Origin of the sequence: Pseudomonas sp. MTM4, assembly GCF_019355055.1 — a bacterium.
Lineage (GTDB): Bacteria > Pseudomonadota > Gammaproteobacteria > Pseudomonadales > Pseudomonadaceae > Stutzerimonas.
Genome location: NZ_CP048411.1, coordinates 1,318,643 through 1,338,854 on the forward strand (window position 1 = coordinate 1,318,643; position 20,212 = coordinate 1,338,854).

The window sequence follows — 20,212 nt, forward strand, 5'->3', positions numbered from 1 at the left end:
TTAAAGGGGGCGTAGTGCCCGTCACGCCATCGAGTCAGCGCCCCGAATATTTCGTCATAAAACCGTCGACAAACAAGCGAATCGACACTTATCTGTCACGAGCGGCTTATAGGATCAGTGCAGTTCCAGGACTGATCCCGTAGTAGCTGCCGCGCCCAGCACTCCTTGCGCCGCCGCACCAGCCAGGAGCGACACGCATCCCCAAACCCATGGAGAGACGAAATGTTCAAGTGCAAGCCCCTCGCAGCCGCCATCATCGCGATCCTCGCCACCCAGGCTTATGCCGACGAAAACAGCGCAGAACAAAACCAGTCGGGTGCCGATAACATCGCGGAAGTGACCCAGACTGGCGGCCAGGACAACCTGTCCTATCAATCGCAGATCGGCGCGAACAATGATGGAACGGTCACCCAGGACCAGGCGACGATGTCGGATGCCGTCCAGACCCAAACCGGCGACCTGAATTTTGCCGATATCGTGCAGAACTCGACTGAACAGAGCGAAGCGGTCCAGCTGCAGAACGGCGACAACCACGACGCGAGCATCGTCCAGACCGACACCTTCGGCGCCAGCGCGCGTCAGTACCAGGAAGGCAGCTTCAACACCGCGATCACTGAGCAGACCTCCGCCAACCTGAGCACAGCCGTGACCGAGCAGGACGGTAACGACAACTTCGCCGAAACCATCCAGAGCAGCACCGAGTCGAGCCTGTCCGAGCAGCTGCAGATCGGCAACGACAACGTCTCACTGGTGTGGCAGGAGGGCGGCGCCCGCAATGACGGCTTCGTCGATCAGCAAGGCGATGGCAACGATGCGACCGTGTATCAGGTGAATGCCTTCGACTCCAGCGCTGAGGTCGTCCAACAAGGCGATTTGCAGACCGCATCGGTGATGCAGGAAGGCTCGGAACATAGCGCCAGCATTCAATCGAAAGGGCTGATGAACGAGGCTTACATCGACCAGAGCGGCTCGCTGCAAACTGCCTCGATCTACCAGGACGGTACATCGAACAGCGCCGACATTTTCCAGGCTGGCGACAGCAACAACGCCAGCACCGAGCAGACTGGCGAAAACAACTACGTGACCGTCGACCAGCTCGATGGCAGCTTCCAGACTGCCTCGCTGCAGCAAACCGGCCAGTACAACGAGGCTTATCTCACTCAGCAAGGTACAGATCACCTGATCGACTTCGCTCAGGACGGTTCCGACAACCTGCTCACCGCAGAGCAACGCGGCAATGGCAACGAGCTGACCGGTTCGAGCTATGGCGATAACAACCGCGTGGATGTGCTGCAGGACGGCGACCTCAACGTCGCCGATATCCAGCAGATCTACGGCTCCGACAACGAGGTCAGCCTGATGCAGACCGGCGAAGGTCATTTGGCTCAGGTGCTGCAAGGCGGCACCGCCAACCAGGCGATTCTCGATCAGAGCGGCATGGGTAACTCCGCCATCGTGTCGCAGATGGGCTCGGGCAACATGGCCATCGTGACCCAGCAGTAAGCGATATCGGCAGCCGGCCCATGTGGCCGGTTGCCCTTCCCTTAGCGACTGCGTGCTGGGTTACCGACCACCGTCGCTCCTGCCGCTACATCTCGAGTCACCACGCTGCCCGCCCCGATCAAGGCACCATCGCCGATGGTCACGCCCGGCAGGATGACCGCGCCGCCGCCAATCCACACGTGCTCGCCTATCACGACCGGACGCCCGAACTCCAGTCCGCTGCGGCGCTCCTCGGCACCGCGCGGATGGTCCGCGGCATAGATTTGCACGGCCGGCCCGATCTGCGTGCCGGCACCGATACGCACCTCCACCACATCCAGAATCACGCAGTTGAAATTCAGGAATACCCCTTCGCCCAAGTGAATGTTGTAGCCGTAATCGCAGTGAAACGGTGGCCGTATCACCGCGCCTTCGCCGACGCTGCCAAACAACTCGCCCAGCATGGCCCGACGCACTGCGGCGGTTTCGCCGAGCGCGGCGTTGTAACGCACCATCCAGGCCTTGGCCGCGGCCTGGTCAGCCTGCAACTCGGCGTCGCCCGGCTGATACAAGTCGCCAGCGAGCATCTTCTGTTTTTCGGTCATGGGCATGGTCTGGCTCCAACGATGGGAAGGTACGCACCCGCCGTTGGACCGGACGGATGCGCAATTGCTCGCAACGATACCGGCGCTAGGGTCTGTTGCCGTTTCGTCGCGAGCCGCGTTGCTGCGCTAAATGGCGCCAGGCAAGGCGCGGGACGCAGGTAATGATTGTTCCCTTGCCAAGTCCCGCAACGCCGCATGGCGCCATTTGCCGCGCAACCCATCGGGCCGGGCCTGTTTTTGTGCGAGGCGGCGTTTCTCGTCACCCAATTGGAATAGCCAAACTACACTCCTCGTGCCTTGCCTCGCGCAAAAACAGGCTCCGGCGCGGCCGCGTACGAAACGGCAACAGACCCTACTCGCCTTGGATCTTGCTCAACAGGCTGCGCGCCAGCTGCACGGCCTCGTTGCGGTGGGTGATATTGAGCTTCTGATAGAGGCTGCGAATGTGCGTCTTGATGGTGGTCGGCGCCACGTTCAGGTGTTCGGCGATCTGCTCGTTGGACTGGCCGGCGTGGATCAGGCTCAGCACCTGCCATTCGCGGCGGGTCAACGGCGAATGACGGATCAGTTCAGGCACGTCCGGGCGATTAATGATGTCCTGGATGACCGCCTCATCCAGCGTGATGCGGATCGCCCGGCTGAAATCGCGCTGCTGCTGGGCCAACTGGATCAGCCGATCCGCGCGCTGGGCTTCGAGCTCATCGAGCTGGCGCTCGTGTTGCAGCGCTTTAAGCATGGCGATGATCAGCTTGCCGATGCGCAGGAAGCTGCCGATGGCCCCGGTGCTGCTGGCCAGTGTCAACGCCTGCTGCAGATGATCCAGCGCCTGCTGACGCTCCTCGCGCAGCCAATGCAGCTGGGCCAGCAGGATGTGATTGCGGTTCAGGTCCATGATCAGGCCGTGCTGTTCGGCATCGACCTGCAGCTGCCTGAGGATCGGCAGTGCCCTGTCCGGCTGCTTCAGCGACAGATGGGCGCGCGCATGGTTGCGACCGTTGTACTGGGCGAAGTGGTTGAGCCCGCGCTGCAACGCCGGTGCGGTGAGCAGCCATTGCTGGATAGCGGTTTTGTCCTGGGTCGAATCCCAGTAGCTAAGCATCACCGCGTGCGCGTTGGCCAGCCAGTCGACGTGGTAGTTGTCGTTGGCCAGCATGCTCTGGATCTTGCCGATGTAATCGGCGCACGCGCTCTGCTGGCCACGGGCATGGGCGACGCCGGCCAGCAGCGCATAGCACTGCATGAGCCAGCGATCGCCGACGTCTTCGAGAATCTGGATGCCCTGCAGCGCACACTGCTCCGCGGCGTCCAGATGATGCCATTCGAGCAGCACCTGTCCGCGCACGCGGTAGATGAATTCCATGATCGGCGTGGCTTGCAGCTCGGCCTGCTCGACGTACTGAATGGCTCGTTCCTGCAGCGAATAGGCCTTCTGCAGATAGCCCTGGGCGATGGCGATTTCCGAGAGCTGACCGAGGTTCCACACCACCAGATGCGACGCACGAATCTCCCGCGCGCGGCGCTCGGCTTCTTCGTACTGCTTTTGCGCCTGGGGCAGCAGCCCCTGAACGAAATGCGCCTCGGCGAGCCCAGATAGCGCCGCCACCCTGGACGTGCGCATGATCAACGGTTCGCACGCCAGCGCTTCACGGGCCAGGGCGATAGCCTGCTGCTCATCGCCACGGTTCATCGCCACCTGCGCGCGCACGGCATTGAACTCACCAACGATGCGCGCCCAGTCCTCGTCCGAGCAGCTGTGTTGCAACGCCTGCTCGCTGGCCTTGAACCAGCGCTCGACCTGATCGAACTGATAGGAATTCTGCGATATCCAGGCTTGCAGCAACGTGAACAGCGGCGAGCCGGCGATGACCTGTTCCGGCAGCGTTTCCAGGCACTGTTGAAGCAGCCCCAACCGCCCCAGGCGGTAGAACTGCCGGCCATGTCGCTCCAGCACCTCACCGACCCGCACCGGGCAACCCGCCTGCACCGCATGACGCGCCGCCTCTTCCGGCAGGCTCTCGGCCATCAGTGCTTCGGCGGCGCGCAAATGCAGCTCCGACATGCGCTGCGGCTGGTGCGTGCGCAGCTCGCCCTGGAGGAAGGTCGCGAACAGCGGATGGTAGGCGTACCACTGGCGCAGGCCGTCCTGCGGCAGCAAGAACAGGCCGCCGCGATCCAGCTGTTCAAGCATGTCGCGGGCGTTGCTGTTCTGGGTCAGGTGATTGGCCAGGGCGGCGTTGAAGCGGTCCAGCAGACAGGTGGCCTGGAGAAAATCGAGCGTCGACGCGCTCAGCCGGTCCATCACCTGCTCGCGCATGTAGTCACGGATATAGGGATGCCCGAGCTGCAGATTCTCCAGGAACAGGTCCATGCCGCGTCCGGTCTGCACTTCCTGCAAGGCCAGTTGCAGCGCACAGGGCCAGCCGCCGATGCGCCGGTTGAGACGCTCGACCTGCTCGCGGTTGACCGTTACTGGCAAGCCCAACCCAAGCAGCGCTTCCACCTCGTCGGTCTCGAACGCAAGATGCTGCACATCCACGATGAGCAGTTGGTGTTTCACACGCAGATCGGCCACGCCCAGTTCGGGCAGGCCGCGACTGCACACCAGCAGCGTTATCCACGCCGGCATGTTGCGCAGAAAAAATCGCAGGGCCGCGATGACTTCGGCGTTGTGCAGCGTCTCGAAGTCGTCCAATACCAACAGCAACGGTTCGTGCTCGCCCGGCAGCTCTGCCAGCAAGTGTGTGAGCAGGGTGTCGAAGACTTCCCGTCCCTGCTCGGCCAACAACAGGCTGCGCGGACATCCGTGCTCCAGCTGCGCATCGATCACTTGCAGCAGATAGCGGCCGAGCTGAAGCGGATCGTTGTCGCCGGGGTGCAGCTGCAGCCAGGCGACTCGTCCTTCGAAGGCGAGCGCCCACTGACACGCCAGAGTGGTTTTGCCAAACCCGCTGGGTGCCTGCAATACCGCCAGACGCACCTCGCCCAAATGGTGAAACCACTCATCCAGTCTTGGCCGCGCCAGCAGCCCGCGCGGCATCGGCGGCATCTTCATTTTTGCGGGTATCAGTGGCAGCGGAGCAGGCATTGCGGCATTCATATCGTCTCCCTCGATTCCGTTCACTGTTGCGCGCTAAAACGGGAACAGGCCCTGGCAGGCCGTTGAAAAACTACCTGCGTTGGCAATACGGCGTTAAAAACAGCCTCAGAATGCTCATTTAGTACACCTAAACTCCGCTTCTTCGGCTGTTTTTGCCTTGTCTTGCCTGCCTCGCCTACGTTTTTCAACGGCCTGCTACCCTTTCACTCCGCCCGCCGTCAGCCCGCCAACGATCCACTTCTGGCAGTAGAGGAACACCGCGGTAATCGGCAGCCCGGACAGCACTGCCGCCGCGGCGAAGTCGCCCCACAGGTAATTCTGCGGATACAGGTACTGCTGCGCACCGACAGCCAGGGTGAGCTTGTCCACGTCCATCAGCAGCACCGATGCGATCGGGTATTCGGTCACGCTGGTGATGAACGAGAGGATGAACACCACCGCGAGAATCGGCACGCTCATGGGCAGCAGGATATGAAAGAACGCTTGCCAGGTCGTCGCGCCATCGACGATGGCCGCCTCCTCCAGCGAGCCATCGATGCTTTCGAAGTAACCCTTGATGGTCCAGATGTGCAGCGCCATGCCGCCCAGCGAAGCGACGATCACCGCGCCATGGCTATTCACCCCGAGCCAGCTGACGTGCTGGCCGAGCTGGTCGAACAACGCATAAATGGCCACCAGTGACAGTACCGGCGGGAACATCTGGAAAATCAACATGCCCTTGAGAATCGGCGCCTTGCCGCTGAAGCGCATGCGCGCGAAGGCGTAGGCGCTGGTGGTCGAAAGCATGAGGATCAGCACCGAGCTGATCAACGCGATCTTCACCGAATTCCACAGCCACAACAGCACCGGGAACGGCGGATTGGTCACCGTACCGTCCGCGTGGGTGTAGGGAATGCCCAGCGCCAGCGACCAATGCTCGAGCGTCGGGTTGTCCGGAAACAGGCTGCCGGTGGCGAAGTTGCCTTCACGGAAGGAGATCGACACCACCATCAGCAGCGGGAACACGATCAGCGCGATGAAGCCGAGCAGCGCGGCGTGCGTCAGCCAGAGGCGGTACTTGACGGATTTAGGTTGAACCATGGCCATGTCCGGGTCTCCTTAAAGTTTGCGAAAACTGCGAGCGCCGTCGCGAGGTTGTCTCAACGAGTTCGCGGCAACGCGCGTTACGCAAAAAACGGGGGAGTTGGGCGATTCCAAATGACGCCGTTTTTTGCGTGGCGCAACGTCAGCAGCGGACACGTGGAGGCGGCCGCAGTAGGCGAGAGCGTTTTTGCGAACTTTCATACTTTCACTTTCGAGAGTTTCAGATTCAGCCAGGCCATGGCGCCGACAACGATGAAGATCAGCGTGGCGATGGCTGCGGCCAAGGCAAAGTTCTGCCCCGAATCTTGGAAGGCGATGCGGTAGGTGTAGCTAACCAGCAGGTCGGTGGTCCCGGCCGGCGTGGTCGCGCCAATGATGTCCGGTCCGCCACGCGTGAGCAGCGTGATCAGCACGAAATTATTGAAATTGAAGGCAAAGCTGGCGATCAGCAGCGGCGCCAAGGGTTTGATCAGTAGCGGCAGCGTGATCTTCAGCAGGTTATCCAGCGGCGTTGCGCCATCCATCGCCGAGGCTTCGTAGAGGTCACGCGGAATTGCCTGCAGCAGCCCCATGCACAGCAGCAGCATGTAGGGGTAACCGAGCCAGGTGTTGACGATCAGGATCATGCTGCGCGCCAGGGCCGGGTCGCTGAACCAGTCCGGGCGGATGCCGAACAGGCTGTTGAGCAGCAGGTTGATCTCACCGAAGTTCTGATTGAACAGCCCGCGGAACACCAGTATTGAGATGAATGCCGGTATCGCGTACGGCAGGATCAGCATGACCCGGTAGAACGGCTTGCCACGCACCATGTCCCATTGCAGCAGGTTCGCCAGCACCAGGCCCACGGCCAGCGTGAAGACCACCGTCAGCGCAGCGAAGCACACCGTCCACACGAATATCTGCAGGAATGGCTGACGGATGCTCGGGTCGGTCAGTACCTTGGCGAAGTTGTCGAAGCCGGCAAACACGGTGAAGCCCGGCGCCAGCGCCTTGCCGGCGCTGTCGATGTAGAACCCAATATCAAGGTCTGGCGTCAGGCGCTCGTCGGTCTGGTTGTTGATCAGCACACCATCTTCACCTTCGCGGTAGAGCGGCTCCACCGCCGCCACTTCACGCAGGCCATAGAGACGTAGCAGATGACCGTCCGGGCCGCGCATCACCCGCTGCTGCAACTGATCACGGCGCTGGATGACGTCGCGCAACGGCAGTGCCTCGCCAAGGTCGTTGACCTCTTCGGCCCGCTGCATTGCCAGCGGCTCCTCGGCATTCGGCTCGCCCGTCAGCGGCTCGCTGACGAACACACCCTGCTCACCCTTGTCGACGCGCAAACGTTCACCGTCCGGGCTCGTGTGCAGGCTGAACCGGTAACGTTCGCCGGCGAGGTAGGTCTGGTTCAGGTGGTACTGCTGCACCTGTTTCTGGCTAAGCAAGTTGCTGCCACTGTAGTTGGTGAAGCCGATGCCCACCGTGTACAGCAATGGAAAGATGACGAACACCAGCATCCCCGCCACCGCCGGGTAGATGTAGCGGTGGGCATAGGTACGCCGGTTGATGAAGACGTAGCTGGCCAGCCCGGTAACGACCAGGCCGAGCAGCGCGAATGCCATTTGCCCCTGGGCATAGAGCGCCACGACAAGATACAGCGCGAAGGCATTGAAGGTGAGCCAGACCAGCCAGCGCAACCCGGCCTTCAGCGAGGGGTGAAGCGTCTTGGTACGGGTGTTCATGGCAGGGCTAGGCAACTCAGCGAGGGCATTCACAACGGGGAACCTTTCTAACCTGAGAATAGATCACCGGCCGCGCCATGGCGGCCGGTGACGGTTTCATCGGGTGATGCGCTTGGCGGCATCGTCCAGAGCGGCGTCGACAGTCTGCCGGCCCGAAGTGATGTTGGTGAGCGCGGCCGCCATGGACGACCAGAAGACGCCCATTTCCGGCACGTTCGGCATGGGCTCGCCCATTTGTGCGTTCTCGAACGTGGCCTTGATGTGCGGGTTGGACGACAGCTCCTGCATGTACGCCTGGTTCGCTACCGCGCCTAGCGGCACGTCGGCGTTGACGGTCTTCAGGCCTTCTACCTCGAGCAGGTAGTTCTCCAGGAACTCGACCGCCAGATCCTTGTTCGGGCTGGCCGCATTGAGCGTCGCGGCAGTGACGCCGACGAAGGGCTTGCCGGGTTCGCCATTGATCGCCGGAATGGGCGCCACACCGAAGTCGATGCCGCTCTTCTCGATGTTGCTCCAGGCCCAGGGACCGCTGATCATCATCGCCGAGTCGCCCTTGTTGAAGGCCGCTTCGGCGACGCTATAGTCAGCGCCCTTGGGCATCACACCCTTCTCGACCAGATCGCTGAGCACCTTGGCACCCTGCTTGGCGCCAGCGCTGTTGACGCCTGTGGACTCGACGTTGACGCCGCCATCGGTTTTCTCGAACACGTAGCCGCCATTGGCAGCCAGCAGCGGCCAGGTAAAGTAGGTGTTGTTGTAGTCCCAGAGGATGGCGCGCTTGCCATCGGCAGCGAGCTTTTCATTGAGTGCGAAGACTTCATCGAAGGTCTTCGGGGGCGTATCGACCATCGCCTTGTTGTAGATCAGGCCGATGGTTTCCACCGAAATCGGGTAGCCCCACAGCGCGTTGTCGTAGCTCACCGCATTCCAGGCGAAATCCGCGATCTCGCCCTTGGTCTCTTCGCTCGGCGAGACCTTGGTGATCAAGCCGCTCTTGGCCCACTCGCCGATGCGGTCGTGTGCCCAGATGAAGATGTCGGGGCCGTTGCCGGTGGCGGCGGCCTGCTGGAACTTGTCAGTGGCGCTGTCCGGATGCGCCACTTCGACCGGGATGCCAGTTTCGGCAGTGAACTTCTCGCCGACCTTCTCCAGCCCCTTGTAGCCTTTGTCACCATTGATCCAGATGACCAGCTTGCCTTCCTCGATCGCCGCCATGGCCGGCAATGGGAGACTGATAGTTGCAGCCAGGCCGACCGCGGCCATACCCCACAGCGTCTTGTTCATGCTTTGTTTCCTCGTGGCTTCTTATTGTTGATCCCACATCTGCAGCCCTCGGGCATTTGCAGTTCCTGAATACTCGACCAGCCTCCTCGTGCGCACATCCTCCCCGGCGTAGTCAGCGAGGGCGTAGAGATGGGGCGTAGATGAGCCGGCTGCGCCATGAAAAATTCCGCCTGCAAAAACCGGTATTACGCCTGCACTTCGCTGACAGCAGGGTGTTAAATGCAGCGAAAACAACAAAACGGATCGATACCATGCACCGCCGGACGTCTGTTTGTCACTTGGCCTTTGGCCTCGCTCTTCCCGCTCAGCTCGTGCTGGCCGAACCGACCCTCACCGCTCGCATCGGCGACGAACCGCTTCACCTACGCTGGAGCGAAATGCAACCGGAGCGCTACAGCACCGAGCTGGCGCTGCCCGCCGGCGAACTCGAGCTGGGCGCGCCCGACGCCGATAACACGCAGCCATTGGCGCTCTACCGCAAGCAGCCGCTGGGCAAAGACAGCGCGTATCGCTTCAACGTTCCGGCGGCCGGCAATTACCGCCTGATTGCCGACATCGGCGAAGACGCCAGCCTGCGTCTGCTACCGATCAAGGAGGCCGAACCGTCAGAACCCTCCATTGCCTGCCCGGTCTGGCGCGGCGGGCCAGTAACGATCAGCGTCGGTGACGTCTTCGCAGAGGGCGAACGGGTGCGCGACGCCTACGGCGGCCAGACGACCGAGGTCCGAGGTGGACGCGTTACGCTGACGCCCGCCGCCGGCAGCGACGGCCTGCTCTTGCTGGAAGCCGTCGAAGCCCCCGCGACCGCTGCTCACGACTGGCGCAACGCAACCGTCTATTTCGTCGTCACCGACCGCTTCGCCAATGGCGACCCAACCAACGACAACAGCTACGGCCGCCAGCCCGACGGTAAAAATGAAATCGGCACCTTCCACGGCGGTGACCTGAAAGGCTTGACCGGCAAGCTGGACTACCTCGCCGAGCTGGGTGTCAGTGCCGTCTGGATCACCGCGCCGTACGAACAGATCCACGGCTGGGTCGGCGGCGGCGATAACGGCGATTTTCGCCATTACGGTTACCACGGATATTACGCGCTCGACTTCACCGAACTGGACGCCAACATGGGCAGCGAAGCCGACCTGCGCGAGCTGATGACCGAGGCCCACGCGCGCGGGATTCGTGTGCTGTTCGACGTCGTGATGAACCACCCCGGCTATTCGACTTTGGCGGACATGCAAACCTTCGGCTTCGGCGGGCTGCGTGACGGTATGGCGCAGTACCTGCCCGAACGCTGGGCAGACTGGCAGCCCGAGCCTTACGAGAATCTGCACGCTTACCACAACCTGGTCGACTACCAGCACCCGGACTGGGTCCGTTGGTGGGGAAAGGAGTGGGTACGTGCAGGCCTCGGCGATTACGACCAGCCGCCGAGCGCGGTGGTCGATCCGGTCAAGGGCTCGCTGAGCTTTCTGCCCGACTTCAAGACCGAGAGCGATCAGCCCGTCGGCTTGCCGGCTTTCCTGCAGCACAAGCAACCGACCGGCGCGACGGCCCGCGAAGGCTACCGGGTGCGCGACTACCTGATCGAATGGCTCACAGACTGGGTGCGTGAATATGGAGTCGACGGCTTTCGCGTCGACACGGTGAAGCATGTCGAACCCAATGCCTGGGCCGAGCTGCGTAAGGCGGCCGACCGCGCCCGTGCCGACTGGTCGGCCGCGAACCCGGACGACCCCTTCGCCGGCACGCCGTTCTGGATGGTCGGCGAAGTATTCGGTCACGGGCCGGAGACCAGTATGTACCGCGAAAACGGCTTCGATGCGCTGATCAACTTCGCCTTCCAGACCGAGGCGGCACCGGCGGCCAGCGAATGCCTGACCAAGGCCGAGCCGACCTATGCCGATTACGCCCGGTTGCTGGCCGAGCATCCCGAGCACAACTTCATGAGCTACGCCTCGTCGCACGATACCGCGCTGTTCTTTCAGCAAACCGGCGAAAGCCTGGGCAAGCAGCGCGGTTTGGCCAACGCCTTGCTGCTTGCACCCGGCGCGGTGCAGATCTTCTATGGCGACGAGACGGCCAGGCCGTTCGGCCCGACGGGTTCGGACCCCTTCCAGGGCACGCGCTCGTCGATGAACTGGGCAGAACAATCGCAACCGGAAATCAGCGAGCTGCTTCGCCATTGGCGCGTGCTCGGCCAGTTTCGCGCGCGGCATCCGGCTATCGGCGCCGGGCGGCACGAGCGGTTGCCCGGTCAGCCCTATGCGTTTTCTCGAACCCTGAGTGACGACCGCGTGATCGTAGTGCAGGCCGGGGCTTCGGCCGACCAGTGAATTGGCCGCAAGCCTTCGTCTATCCACAGAACGCGCTCGAAGCGCCACATGCCGGAACGTTCAGATGAATGCAACCTTGAATACGCGACAGAAGGCCCAGCTGGCCTTCATCGCGAGCGGTGCCGAGCTGGAAGTCGGGCGGCCCGAAGATTGCCCGCTGCCACTCTCAACCCTGGCGATGACCGACGGCAGCCAAGCCTACGTCAGCCGCGAGTTGTCCGGCGGTCTCACCGCACACGTCTATCGGGTCGAGGCGCGAGGCCAGAGCTGGACGCTCAAACGCGCCCGCGAGCGTTGCCTGGTGCAGAACGCCGACGGCCAGACCTCTTTTCTCAACGAGGTGCAGCGGCGGGCCGACCTCCAGGCGCTGAAGGTACGCCACGAGCTGGCCGAACGCCTGAGCGGAATCGTCGACACCTGTTATGCAAACTTCCGCCGTGGGGTGCTGCTGTCGCCCTGGATAGAGGGCGAGCAGGTCACCGATTGGAGCGAGACGCGGCTGATCGACCTATTCGATACCGTCATCACCCTCGCCTCGCAGGGCCTGTTCGAATGGGACTTATGTCCAGGCAATGTGCTGGATGATGGCCGGATCCGCCTGTTCGACTTCGGCTACCTGTACCGCTTCGATCCGCTGCGCGAATTCAACAGCGATGGCCTCGCCTCGCCGGGCTTTCATCCGGTCGAGCGCTTCGAAACGCGGCAGTTTTTCGCATGGCTGCTGGGACAGGAGCAGGCCGGTGAGAACCGCGCGCTGGCTGCCTTCCGCCTGGAGAAATCGATCGCGTTAGACCGTTATCAGCGCTGGCACAGCGAACTGGCGAGGCAAGGTGCGAGTGCGGCCGTACTGGATCGGCTCAGCGAAGTCATCCGCACCTGGCAAACGGCACTCAGCGGCTCGGCCGAGGCACTTTATTTGCGCGAAGCCTGGCGTTCGCACCGCCTCGATCTTGCCGACGATCTCGACGGCCAGACCTGCACGCCGCTCACGCTGCAACGGCTCGCCTGGCTCAAAGATATTGCCGCTACTCGCTACGCCGATCTCGTCGCCTGCGGCGCGTTGGCGATCGAGCGGGCCGAAGGACGCGACGATCTGCTGGATCAGCTTGACCGCGCCGAAGCGCAAGCCGTCGGCTGGCAGGTGCCACGCGCTAGGCCAGCCGGTCTGTAGGCAATTCGATGATGGCGTCAGCCTGGGCGAATAATTTCACCTACGAGGTGCTGCATGGCTTGGCGAACCTCCGTACGCAGGCTGTCCTGTAGAGGCGAACTTTTCGCCCAAAGACTTCGTCATTCGACGACCATCACGTGCAATAACGCGCACAAAGCGCCTGCTGTTCGGCCGACATGCGCGCCTGGCGGTCGCTGCTTTCGCTGATCGCTACGACGCTTCCCATATTCTGCTCAGCCGCCGAGTCGATCGCATGCATGCCGCGCGAAACCTCCTCCGCTGCAAGACGCTGCTGGCCGGTGGCTGAATCGATCTCGCGCGACATCACGGCGATGCGCTCGACCTCCCGGCGGATGTCCTGCATCAGGTGATCGGCCTCGCCGACCTGGTCGAGATTGCCCTGCATCTGCGCTCGGCTCTTCTCCACCGACTGCACCGCCGATGCGATGCCTTGCGTCAGGCGCTCGATGCGCTGCTGGATTTCACCAGTGGATTGCGCCGTGCGTTGGGCCAGGCCGCGCACCTCATCGGCTACCACCGCGAAACCACGTCCCTGCTCACCGGCACGCGCCGCCTCGATGGCCGCATTGAGCGCCAGCAAGTTGGTCTGATCGGCGATCCCGCGGATGACGTCGAGAATTTGCCCGATCTGCTCGCTAAGGGCCTCGACATTGGAGATCTTGGCGACGCTCGCCTCAAGTTGCTGCGCCAACGCCCCGGTGTTCTCGCGGGTTTCGGCCATCAACTGGCTGCCCTGTCGGGTCAGGGCCTCAACGCTGCCGACCCGTGCCGCCGTCTCGCCGGCGTGCTGGGCAACCTCGCCGAAGCTGGTTTCCAGCTCGGCCAGGCTGGCGACCAGCGCTCCGATACTGCTGCGCTGTTGCTCCAGCCCGGCACGCGCCTGGCCGCACGCTGTGGCATTACGCCGGGCAATCTCGTCCTGCTCGTCGGCGTTGCGCCCGAGTTGCGCCAGCGCGTCGCGCATGTTGCCAGCGACCCGGTTGACGTGTTCGCTGACACGCCCGAATTCGTCCGGCCGACGGTAGTCGCACTGGCCGCGCAGGTCTCCGGCAGCCAGATGCTGCAAGGTGCCGGTGACGGCACCAAGCGCAGCGCGCATGGTGCGGCTCAGCCACAGTCCCATGAACAGTGCGAGCCCGATCGACAGCCCCGCCATCAGTAGCAGGCGGGTGACGCCATGCTGGTAGGTTTCGGCGGCCAGAGCCAACTGCTCGTTGCTGGCCTCTTGCGCACTAGTGATGAGCGTGCCGATGTCGTCTCGCGTCTGGCGCTGCAAGGCGTTGAGCTGGGCCTTCTGCTGCCGATTGGCCTGCTTGTCGCGGAGCCAGGCGTAGTACTGACCCACCGCGCCCGCGCCGGCGGTATCCATCTGTCGCTGAATGTCCTCGAATGGCGGGCGGAAGCTGTGCACATAGTCGGTTCGGCTGTCTTGATGCGGAGCGAGGTCCATCAGCACGTTGTCGAGCTTCTTCTGCAGGTCGGGCAGGCGTTCGGCGATCTTCACCCGGGCTTCGTCGAGCTTTTGTGTAGAGGCGCCGCCGATCGCGTCGAACAACAGGGCCTCGACCTGTTCGAGCGGGATGATGAAATGCTTGATCGAATAGGCCGCCAGGTCGTCGCCAGTGACGAACTGAGCTTGCAGCAGGTCCTGCTTGAGCCGCGAGAACTGCAACTGCAGATCACGCAGCGCCACGGCATTGCGGTCGACACGCTCGAGCAGGCCGCGATGCGCGCCGATTAGCGCCAGGCTGCGGCGGTCGAGCTCCGGCAGCATGTCGCTCAGTCGCTGTTTGGCGTCGGTATGCCCCGGTGTCAGGCCTTCGAGCTGGCTTAGCAGTTCGACTGATCGTTGGTGTAGTGCCTGGTGCCGCGTGGTGAAGGCGGCCAGCTGCTCCGGCCGGTCTTCGGCAAGGGCATCGGAGAGGTTCTGGGTCAGGCTCTGCAGCGTACTGAAGAAGCTCTCACTGACCAGCAAGCGGGAAGCGGTGGTCGAGATCTGTTCGGCATTGCCCTGCAGGCGGGTGACGGCGACCAGGCTGGTCCCGGCCACGAGCACCAGCAACGCCACGAGCGCAGCGATCAGCACATACAGCCGCGGCAGAAAACCGAGCCGAAAGACGGAGAAGCGAGAATGGGCGGACATGTGAGCTCCTGACGCGACAGCGAAACGCGATGGCTTTTTGTTATTGCGTCAGGATTGTCCGGGCTGCTCGACAGGACATCCTCCCCGAGCGTTATCGACAGGGAGGAGTGAATAGGCGTAGTGACCTCGGTGGGCTGAAGCGGAGCGCCGCCCGGTCCACCCTACCCCGTGCGGTCGAGCGTTAATTGGTGGGCTAAAGCCCACCCTACAGAGGCCGTTGAATCGTAGGGTGGGCTTCAGCCCACCACGATATCCGACTCAGAACGAGCCGCTGGTGCTCGCCCCGGCGGCAACCTGGACGCTGTTGTTGCTGCCCGATTCCCACTGACGCACCTGGGTGGGCCCACCCTACCCGTGCGGTCGAGCGTTAATCGGTGGGCTAAAAGCCCACCCTACAGTGCGGTCCCATTCCGTAGGGTGGGCCGGGCGGCGCTCCGCTTCAGCCCACCATGATGTCCGACTCAGAACGAGCCGCTAGTGCTCGCCCCGGCGGCAACCTGGACGCTGTTGTTGCCGCCTCGATTCCCACTGACGTACCTGGGTGGGCCCACCCTACCCGTGTGGTCGAGCGTTAATCGGTGGGCTAAAGCCCACCCTACAGTGCGGTCCCATCCCGTAGGGTGGGCCGGGCGGCGCTCCGCTTCAACCCACCACGATGTCCGACTCAGAACGAGCCGCTAGTGCTCGCCCCGGCGGCAACCTGGACGCTGTTGTTGCCGCCCGATTCCCACTGACGTACCAGCGTGCCGTCAGCCTCGTTGCGTACGATGCACTTCCATTCCACCGCCTGCCCGGCCGGCAAAGCGATGGTGCCTTTCCAGGTTGGGTAGGCGCTAGTGTCGGTCAGGCGCACCGCGTTGGCCGGGCTCCAGTTGCCGAGCTGACTGACGTTGCCGACGGCGTAAACGCTGTCGCCCATCTGGGTCACGCCGTTGTCGCAGCGGAAGTTGACGCTGACCACGCTGCCATCGTCGCCACCGCCGTTGCCGTCATCCCCGCCCGTACTGCCAGTCGTCCAGATCCGCAACTGGCCGTTGTCCTGATTCAGCGCCTGGTTGAAGCTCCCGCTGCTGACTTGACCGGGATTGCTCAAATTCGATCCGAGCGCTATCACCAATGTCTGCGCGGTCCCGCTGACGGTCGCCACCAGCCCCGAATAGCCGTTGTGGAAGCTGATCGCCGAGTCGGCTTTCACGCCTGCGGCGCGGCGGATCTGGATCAGTTGGCGGATCAAGTCGCCGTGCCCCCAGTCGTACATATGCGACCAGTACACCACCGGTGTGCCGGGGCTGGAGAGAATATAGGCGTAGGCTTGGCGCACCAGATCATCACGCAGTGCCCAATGGTGCTGACCGCCGTTCTGCCCCGGCGAGTAACCGGTGTCGTGGTTGTCGACGAAGGTCACCGCGACTTCGCGCCAGCGCGCGTCCGGGTTGCCGTTGAGGCCGTTTTTCCAGTCGGCGATAGAGCCATTTTGCATGCGCTCCTTGAGGGCGAAATCGAACACCGGACACTTGGCGCGATCGGACCAATCCTTGATCACCTGCTGCCAGCTGGCGGTGTTGCGCCAATCCCAGCTCGGGTATTCGGCCGGCGCCTTCCAGAGTTCGCCGACACAGAAGGCGTTGTCGTTGGCCGCGCTCATCCAGCTGTCGACCCGCTCGCCGGCGTAGCCACGGACGAAGTCGAAGCGAAAGCCGCCGGCGCCATAGTTGCTGCGCAGGTTGGCGAACTCGTCGCGGAACATGCCGTAGACCTGCGGGTTGGCCGTATTCAGGTCGGCATCGCCGCCCATGAAGCGATCACCATCATCGCAATCGTTGGCGTAGTTGCCGGGGTCGGTGCAGTCGTGGCGCCAGAAGCCCTGGCCGCCCGGCAGGTTGATTTCCTTGTTCGGGTAGCCGCGATTCATGTGGTTGGGCACCGCGTCGTAAAGCACTTTCACCTGGGCGTTATTCAGCGCGGCGGCGGCCTGCTTTAGCTGGGCGTCGGTGCCGTAACGGCCGTTCTTGTTGAAGTCGTGCCAGAAGTAGCCTTCGCCGCCGCCGGACTTCGCGCCATCGCTCCAGCTGGAGAAGTCGCGCCAGGGCACCGGCATCCAGATCGCGCTGAATCCGTCGGCGGCAATAGTCGGCGCCATGCTGCGCAGCGTGTTGTACCACTGGTTGGGCGATTCGCGGACGACGTTCCAATGAAAGCCCTGGAGGATGATTTCGTCACCGCCGTGATAACGAACCCCGGCCGGGCTCTTACCGGCCAGATCAGCTGCCTGAGCGGTGCCCAGGGTCAGCATCAGGGAAGAAACCGCCAGGGCCAGGCGGGCAGGATACAAAGAATGTTTCATCGAAGTAGCTCCACTTTTTGTATTTGTCGTGAGCACCCGACTGCGGGAACCAGCTCCCCGGATGACAGGGCGCAAGCGGCGCCAGAACACCGCCCGCCTGGCCAGACTGCCGCGCCAGGCGCTCTCGCCATACCTCCCCCCTGGCTTTTTTCCCGGCTTAGTGGCCAGGCGTAATGCGCACCGATACGCACACCACTGCCCCTCCTCCCCCGCTACGCCCCGCCGCTCCGCCTCGAAAAAAAACGGTCGGGAGGATGTTGCGAACGTCGTCGATCCGCAGGCTTTCGTCACCGCCAGCCCGATCCGGATACGACCGGGGCGATGTTGGCGCCACGGCTGGCAGTACCTAACTGGCCGCACTGCCCAACAACAAGAACAAAGGACTTTCGCGATGAACCCGCAACAATCCATACGTCTTCTGCAACCCACCCTGCTCTGCGCTGCCATATTGGCGGCCATGCCGAGCCATGCGGTGGATTTTCATGGCTACCTGCGCTCCGGTGTCGGCGCTACCGCTGGCGGTGGCGATCAGGCGTGCTTCCAAGCCGCCGGTGCGCCGGCCAAGTACCGCCTGGGGAACGAGTGCGAGACCTATGCCGAAATCGGCCTGGGCAAGGAGGTCTGGAAGGAAGGCGAGCAGAGCTTCTACGTCGACAGCATGATCGCCTACAACTCGCGCCAGGCGAACGACTGGGAAGCGACCCGCACCGATACCAACGGCAATGCCAACAACCCCTTCGATGAAGGCGGTGACGTGGCCATACGCCAATTCAACGTGGTCGGCCACAACCTGATCGCGAGCCTGCCGGGCGCCGATATCTGGGCCGGCAAGCGCTACTACAAACGCCACGACGTACACATCAACGACTATTACTACTGGGACGTATCCGGTCCCGGCGCCGGCATCGAAGACATCGACCTGGGCTTCGCCAAGGCCAGCATCGCCTGGATCCGCAACACCGACGGCGAATGGACCTATCAGGGATCGGGCACCGGCACCAACATCGCCAACGACACTCTGGACATCCGTCTGGCCGAGATCGACGTCAATCCCAACGGCAAGCTCGAAATCGGCTACGACTACGGCAAGGCCAACCTCACCGACGAGCAGGAAAGCGACCCAGGCTTCACCGACCAGAAAGGTCATCTGGTCACGCTCGAACACACCCAGGCCAACTGGTTCGGCGGCTACAACAAGCTGGCGGTTCAGTACGGCACCGATGGCATCATCGGCAGCAGCGGTCGCAACAGCACCGGCAACAGCGATGGCGACATGCTCCGCCTGGTCAACCAGGGCGTGGTAGGCATCACCGACAACATCGAAATGATGTACGTGCAGATCTATGAAGACCGCGACTTCGACAACGACTCCGGCCAGAAATGGCTCTCCTTCGGCGTGCGTCCGGTCTACAAGTGGAACGACACCATGAGCACCGCCCTGGAGTTCGGCTACGACCGCGTCGACCCGCAGGCCGATGGCGAGCGCAGCCGCGACCTGAAGAAGCTCACCCTCGCCCAGCAGTGGTCAGCGGGCCGCAGCTTCTGGGCACGTCCGCAGATTCGCGTGTTCGCCACCTACGCCCAGTGGGACGGCGGTCGCTACCAGGCTGCCAGTGAATCCATCGACGCGGGCGACGACGATGGCCTGACCTTCGGCGTCCAGGCCGAAGCCTGGTGGTAATCGCCCGGTGGTAATTGCCCGGTCCGGCGGCGTGCGGCGGTCTCTCTCCTCCCGCTGCGCCCGCCGGCCCTGGGCACGCTTCTGACTTCCGCTCCCACCGTTTTTGACGGTGTGTTTACCCCGACCATGGCTGGTCGGGGTCTTTTTCGATTGGCGACTGGAGTATTACCCATGAGCAATCTGCGATTTCCCCTGCTTGGCCTTGCCGTCGTTCTGGTCACCGGTTGCGGCAGCGATCCCCTGCGCCGTGTGGATGCCCTGGCGCACACGCCCGCCCCGCTGGAGCTATCCATGACCGACGCCCGCCAGGCATTGGCGAGCGCGCCGATCTGCTGCGACGCGATCGAAAACCTGCCCTTTCAACCGATCCCCGTGAATTTTTCTGGTGACGTGACGCTGGACGCCACGGCGCCGGCCTACCGCTTCGACAGCGGCAAGAGTTTCTTCCGTGCGTTCGCCCTGCCCAAGGACAGCAAGTCCTTCGAGGTTCGCCTTTACAGCCAGGCCGGCAAGACCGTGCTGGCCCCCAGCGCCATGCTGCTCGACAGCCGCATGCGCCCCACGCGCCTGCTCGATGCCGACGACTTCACCTATGCCCCCGCGTCCGGCCTGAAAGGCGACAGCCTGGATGCCCGCCTGCGCATCGACCGCACCTACCTGGACAACCCCGGCAACGAGTACTACCTGGTGCTCTTCACCGGTGAGCAGCAGACACAAGGCCAAACCACTCTCGAACACCCGGCCAAGGCCTACGCCAAGGCGCTGGGCAACGAGCCGCCCAGCCTTCCCGATCCGGTGGCGCAGCATGCGCCCACCGGCGTGATCAAGATGGTACTGATCGAAGACAAGATCGCCGGCCAACAGGCCAATACCTATGTGCCGGCTTACAGCATCGGTCGCGAGATGGGCAACGATTTGCCATCAGTACCCGCGCCCGCGGTACTGCCCGAAACCCAGGCCTATTACCGCCAGGGCATCGATGCGGCATTGGCGGCGAAGGATCTGGGACGCGCGCTGCGCCTTGCTGACGAAGCCGCGCGAATCGGCGATTCAGAGGCCAAGGCCTATCTGCTCGAGCGCATCGAGATCAAGTGAATCGGTCGCCAGGCTGTCGTCGGTATCGCGCCGCGTCTGCCTGAGCCCATCCCTCATAACAAGGACGTAGCGGACCGGCCCTGCCGTTCGGCATGGACCGGTGCGGATTGGCGATGCGCAACTGCGCACGGCCAGCCGCCCGCATG

Annotated in this window: 12 protein-coding genes and 1 pseudogene; 5 read left to right on the top strand and 8 right to left on the bottom strand. The window is 63.0% G+C overall.

Features of this window, described 5'->3' with window-relative positions; all coding sequences use genetic code 11:
- The first annotated feature begins 222 nt into the window (after nt 1-222).
- A complete protein-coding gene (locus GYM54_RS05950; protein WP_197445693.1) occupies nt 223-1,503 on the top strand; it encodes a hypothetical protein in 1,281 nt (426 codons plus the stop codon).
- A 41-nt stretch (nt 1,504-1,544) separates the two neighbouring features.
- Here the strand turns inward: GYM54_RS05950 and GYM54_RS05955 are convergent, their stop codons facing one another.
- The 5 genes from GYM54_RS05955 to malE all read right to left on the bottom strand — a co-directional run bounded on the left by GYM54_RS05955 (nt 1,545) and on the right by malE (nt 9,278).
- Nucleotides 1,545-2,093, bottom strand: coding sequence for a sugar O-acetyltransferase (locus GYM54_RS05955; protein WP_131650344.1), 549 nt, complete (start codon nt 2,091-2,093; stop codon nt 1,545-1,547).
- Nucleotides 2,094-2,439: 346 nt separating this feature from the next.
- Nucleotides 2,440-5,184, bottom strand: coding sequence for an HTH-type transcriptional regulator MalT (gene malT / locus GYM54_RS05960; protein ID WP_197445692.1), 2,745 nt, complete (start codon nt 5,182-5,184; stop codon nt 2,440-2,442).
- 195 nt (nt 5,185-5,379) lie between these two features.
- Nucleotides 5,380-6,270: a maltose ABC transporter permease MalG gene (gene malG, locus GYM54_RS05965; RefSeq protein ID WP_181101230.1), complete on the bottom strand. Its 891-nt coding sequence runs from the start codon at nt 6,268-6,270 to the stop codon at nt 5,380-5,382.
- Between the two features lie 194 nt (nt 6,271-6,464).
- Nucleotides 6,465-8,027 (bottom strand): maltose ABC transporter permease MalF, encoded by a 1,563-nt coding sequence (malF, locus tag GYM54_RS05970; protein ID WP_181101228.1) that lies wholly within the window; start codon nt 8,025-8,027, stop codon nt 6,465-6,467.
- A gap of 63 nt (nt 8,028-8,090) precedes the next feature.
- On the bottom strand, nt 8,091-9,278 hold the full coding sequence (gene malE, locus GYM54_RS05975; RefSeq protein ID WP_181101225.1) for a maltose/maltodextrin ABC transporter substrate-binding protein MalE: 1,188 nt from the start codon (nt 9,276-9,278) through the stop codon (nt 8,091-8,093).
- Between the two features lie 251 nt (nt 9,279-9,529).
- Between malE and GYM54_RS05980 the strand changes: the two genes are divergently transcribed.
- Nucleotides 9,530-11,611, top strand: coding sequence for an alpha-amylase (locus GYM54_RS05980; RefSeq protein WP_181101223.1), 2,082 nt, complete (start codon nt 9,530-9,532; stop codon nt 11,609-11,611).
- Nucleotides 11,612-11,675: 64 nt separating this feature from the next.
- Nucleotides 11,676-12,782 (top strand): hypothetical protein, encoded by a 1,107-nt coding sequence (locus GYM54_RS05985; RefSeq protein WP_131650338.1) that lies wholly within the window; start codon nt 11,676-11,678, stop codon nt 12,780-12,782.
- A 133-nt stretch (nt 12,783-12,915) separates the two neighbouring features.
- Here GYM54_RS05985 and GYM54_RS21980 read toward each other — a convergent pair whose 3' ends face one another.
- The 3 genes and pseudogenes from GYM54_RS21980 to GYM54_RS05995 all read right to left on the bottom strand — a co-directional run bounded on the left by GYM54_RS21980 (nt 12,916) and on the right by GYM54_RS05995 (nt 17,290).
- Entirely contained in the window at nt 12,916-13,767 is an 852-nt protein-coding gene (locus tag GYM54_RS21980) for a methyl-accepting chemotaxis protein (protein WP_371924070.1), read from the bottom strand.
- Between the two features lie 6 nt (nt 13,768-13,773).
- Nucleotides 13,774-14,946: pseudogene (locus tag GYM54_RS21985) on the bottom strand (hypothetical protein); the annotation flags it as partial.
- A 664-nt stretch (nt 14,947-15,610) separates the two neighbouring features.
- The gene (locus GYM54_RS05995; protein ID WP_197445691.1) at nt 15,611-17,290 is read right to left on the bottom strand and encodes a glucan 1,4-alpha-maltotetraohydrolase domain-containing protein; all 1,680 of its coding nucleotides are present in this window, start codon (nt 17,288-17,290) and stop codon (nt 15,611-15,613) included.
- Nucleotides 17,291-17,681: 391 nt separating this feature from the next.
- Here GYM54_RS05995 and GYM54_RS06000 point away from each other — a divergent pair, with 391 nt between their 5' ends.
- Both GYM54_RS06000 and GYM54_RS06005 read left to right on the top strand, forming a co-directional pair.
- Complete coding sequence (locus tag GYM54_RS06000; protein ID WP_181101219.1) at nt 17,682-18,971, top strand: maltoporin; 1,290 nt, start codon at nt 17,682-17,684, stop codon at nt 18,969-18,971.
- A 171-nt stretch (nt 18,972-19,142) separates the two neighbouring features.
- Nucleotides 19,143-20,066: a MalM family protein gene (locus GYM54_RS06005; protein ID WP_181101217.1), complete on the top strand. Its 924-nt coding sequence runs from the start codon at nt 19,143-19,145 to the stop codon at nt 20,064-20,066.
- Nucleotides 20,067-20,212: the final 146 nt, after the last annotated feature.

Excerpts from the sequence above, each read along its gene's own strand:
- GYM54_RS21980 (WP_371924070.1), bottom strand. The coding sequence starts at position 13,767 with ATGCGCGACGCGCTGGCGCAACTCGGGCGCAACGCCGACGAGCAGGAC.
- malT (WP_197445692.1), bottom strand. The coding sequence starts at position 5,184 with ATGAATGCCGCAATGCCTGCTCCGCTGCCACTGATACCCGCAAAAATG.
- GYM54_RS05985 (WP_131650338.1), top strand. The coding sequence starts at position 11,676 with ATGAATGCAACCTTGAATACGCGACAGAAGGCCCAGCTGGCCTTCATC.
- GYM54_RS05955 (WP_131650344.1), bottom strand. The coding sequence starts at position 2,093 with ATGCCCATGACCGAAAAACAGAAGATGCTCGCTGGCGACTTGTATCAG.
- malE (WP_181101225.1), bottom strand. The coding sequence starts at position 9,278 with ATGAACAAGACGCTGTGGGGTATGGCCGCGGTCGGCCTGGCTGCAACT.
- malG (WP_181101230.1), bottom strand. The coding sequence starts at position 6,270 with ATGGCCATGGTTCAACCTAAATCCGTCAAGTACCGCCTCTGGCTGACG.
- GYM54_RS05980 (WP_181101223.1), top strand. The coding sequence starts at position 9,530 with ATGCACCGCCGGACGTCTGTTTGTCACTTGGCCTTTGGCCTCGCTCTT.
- GYM54_RS06005 (WP_181101217.1), top strand. The coding sequence starts at position 19,143 with ATGAGCAATCTGCGATTTCCCCTGCTTGGCCTTGCCGTCGTTCTGGTC.
- GYM54_RS05950 (WP_197445693.1), top strand. The coding sequence starts at position 223 with ATGTTCAAGTGCAAGCCCCTCGCAGCCGCCATCATCGCGATCCTCGCC.
- GYM54_RS05995 (WP_197445691.1), bottom strand. The coding sequence starts at position 17,290 with ATGAAACATTCTTTGTATCCTGCCCGCCTGGCCCTGGCGGTTTCTTCC.
- GYM54_RS06000 (WP_181101219.1), top strand. The coding sequence starts at position 17,682 with ATGAACCCGCAACAATCCATACGTCTTCTGCAACCCACCCTGCTCTGC.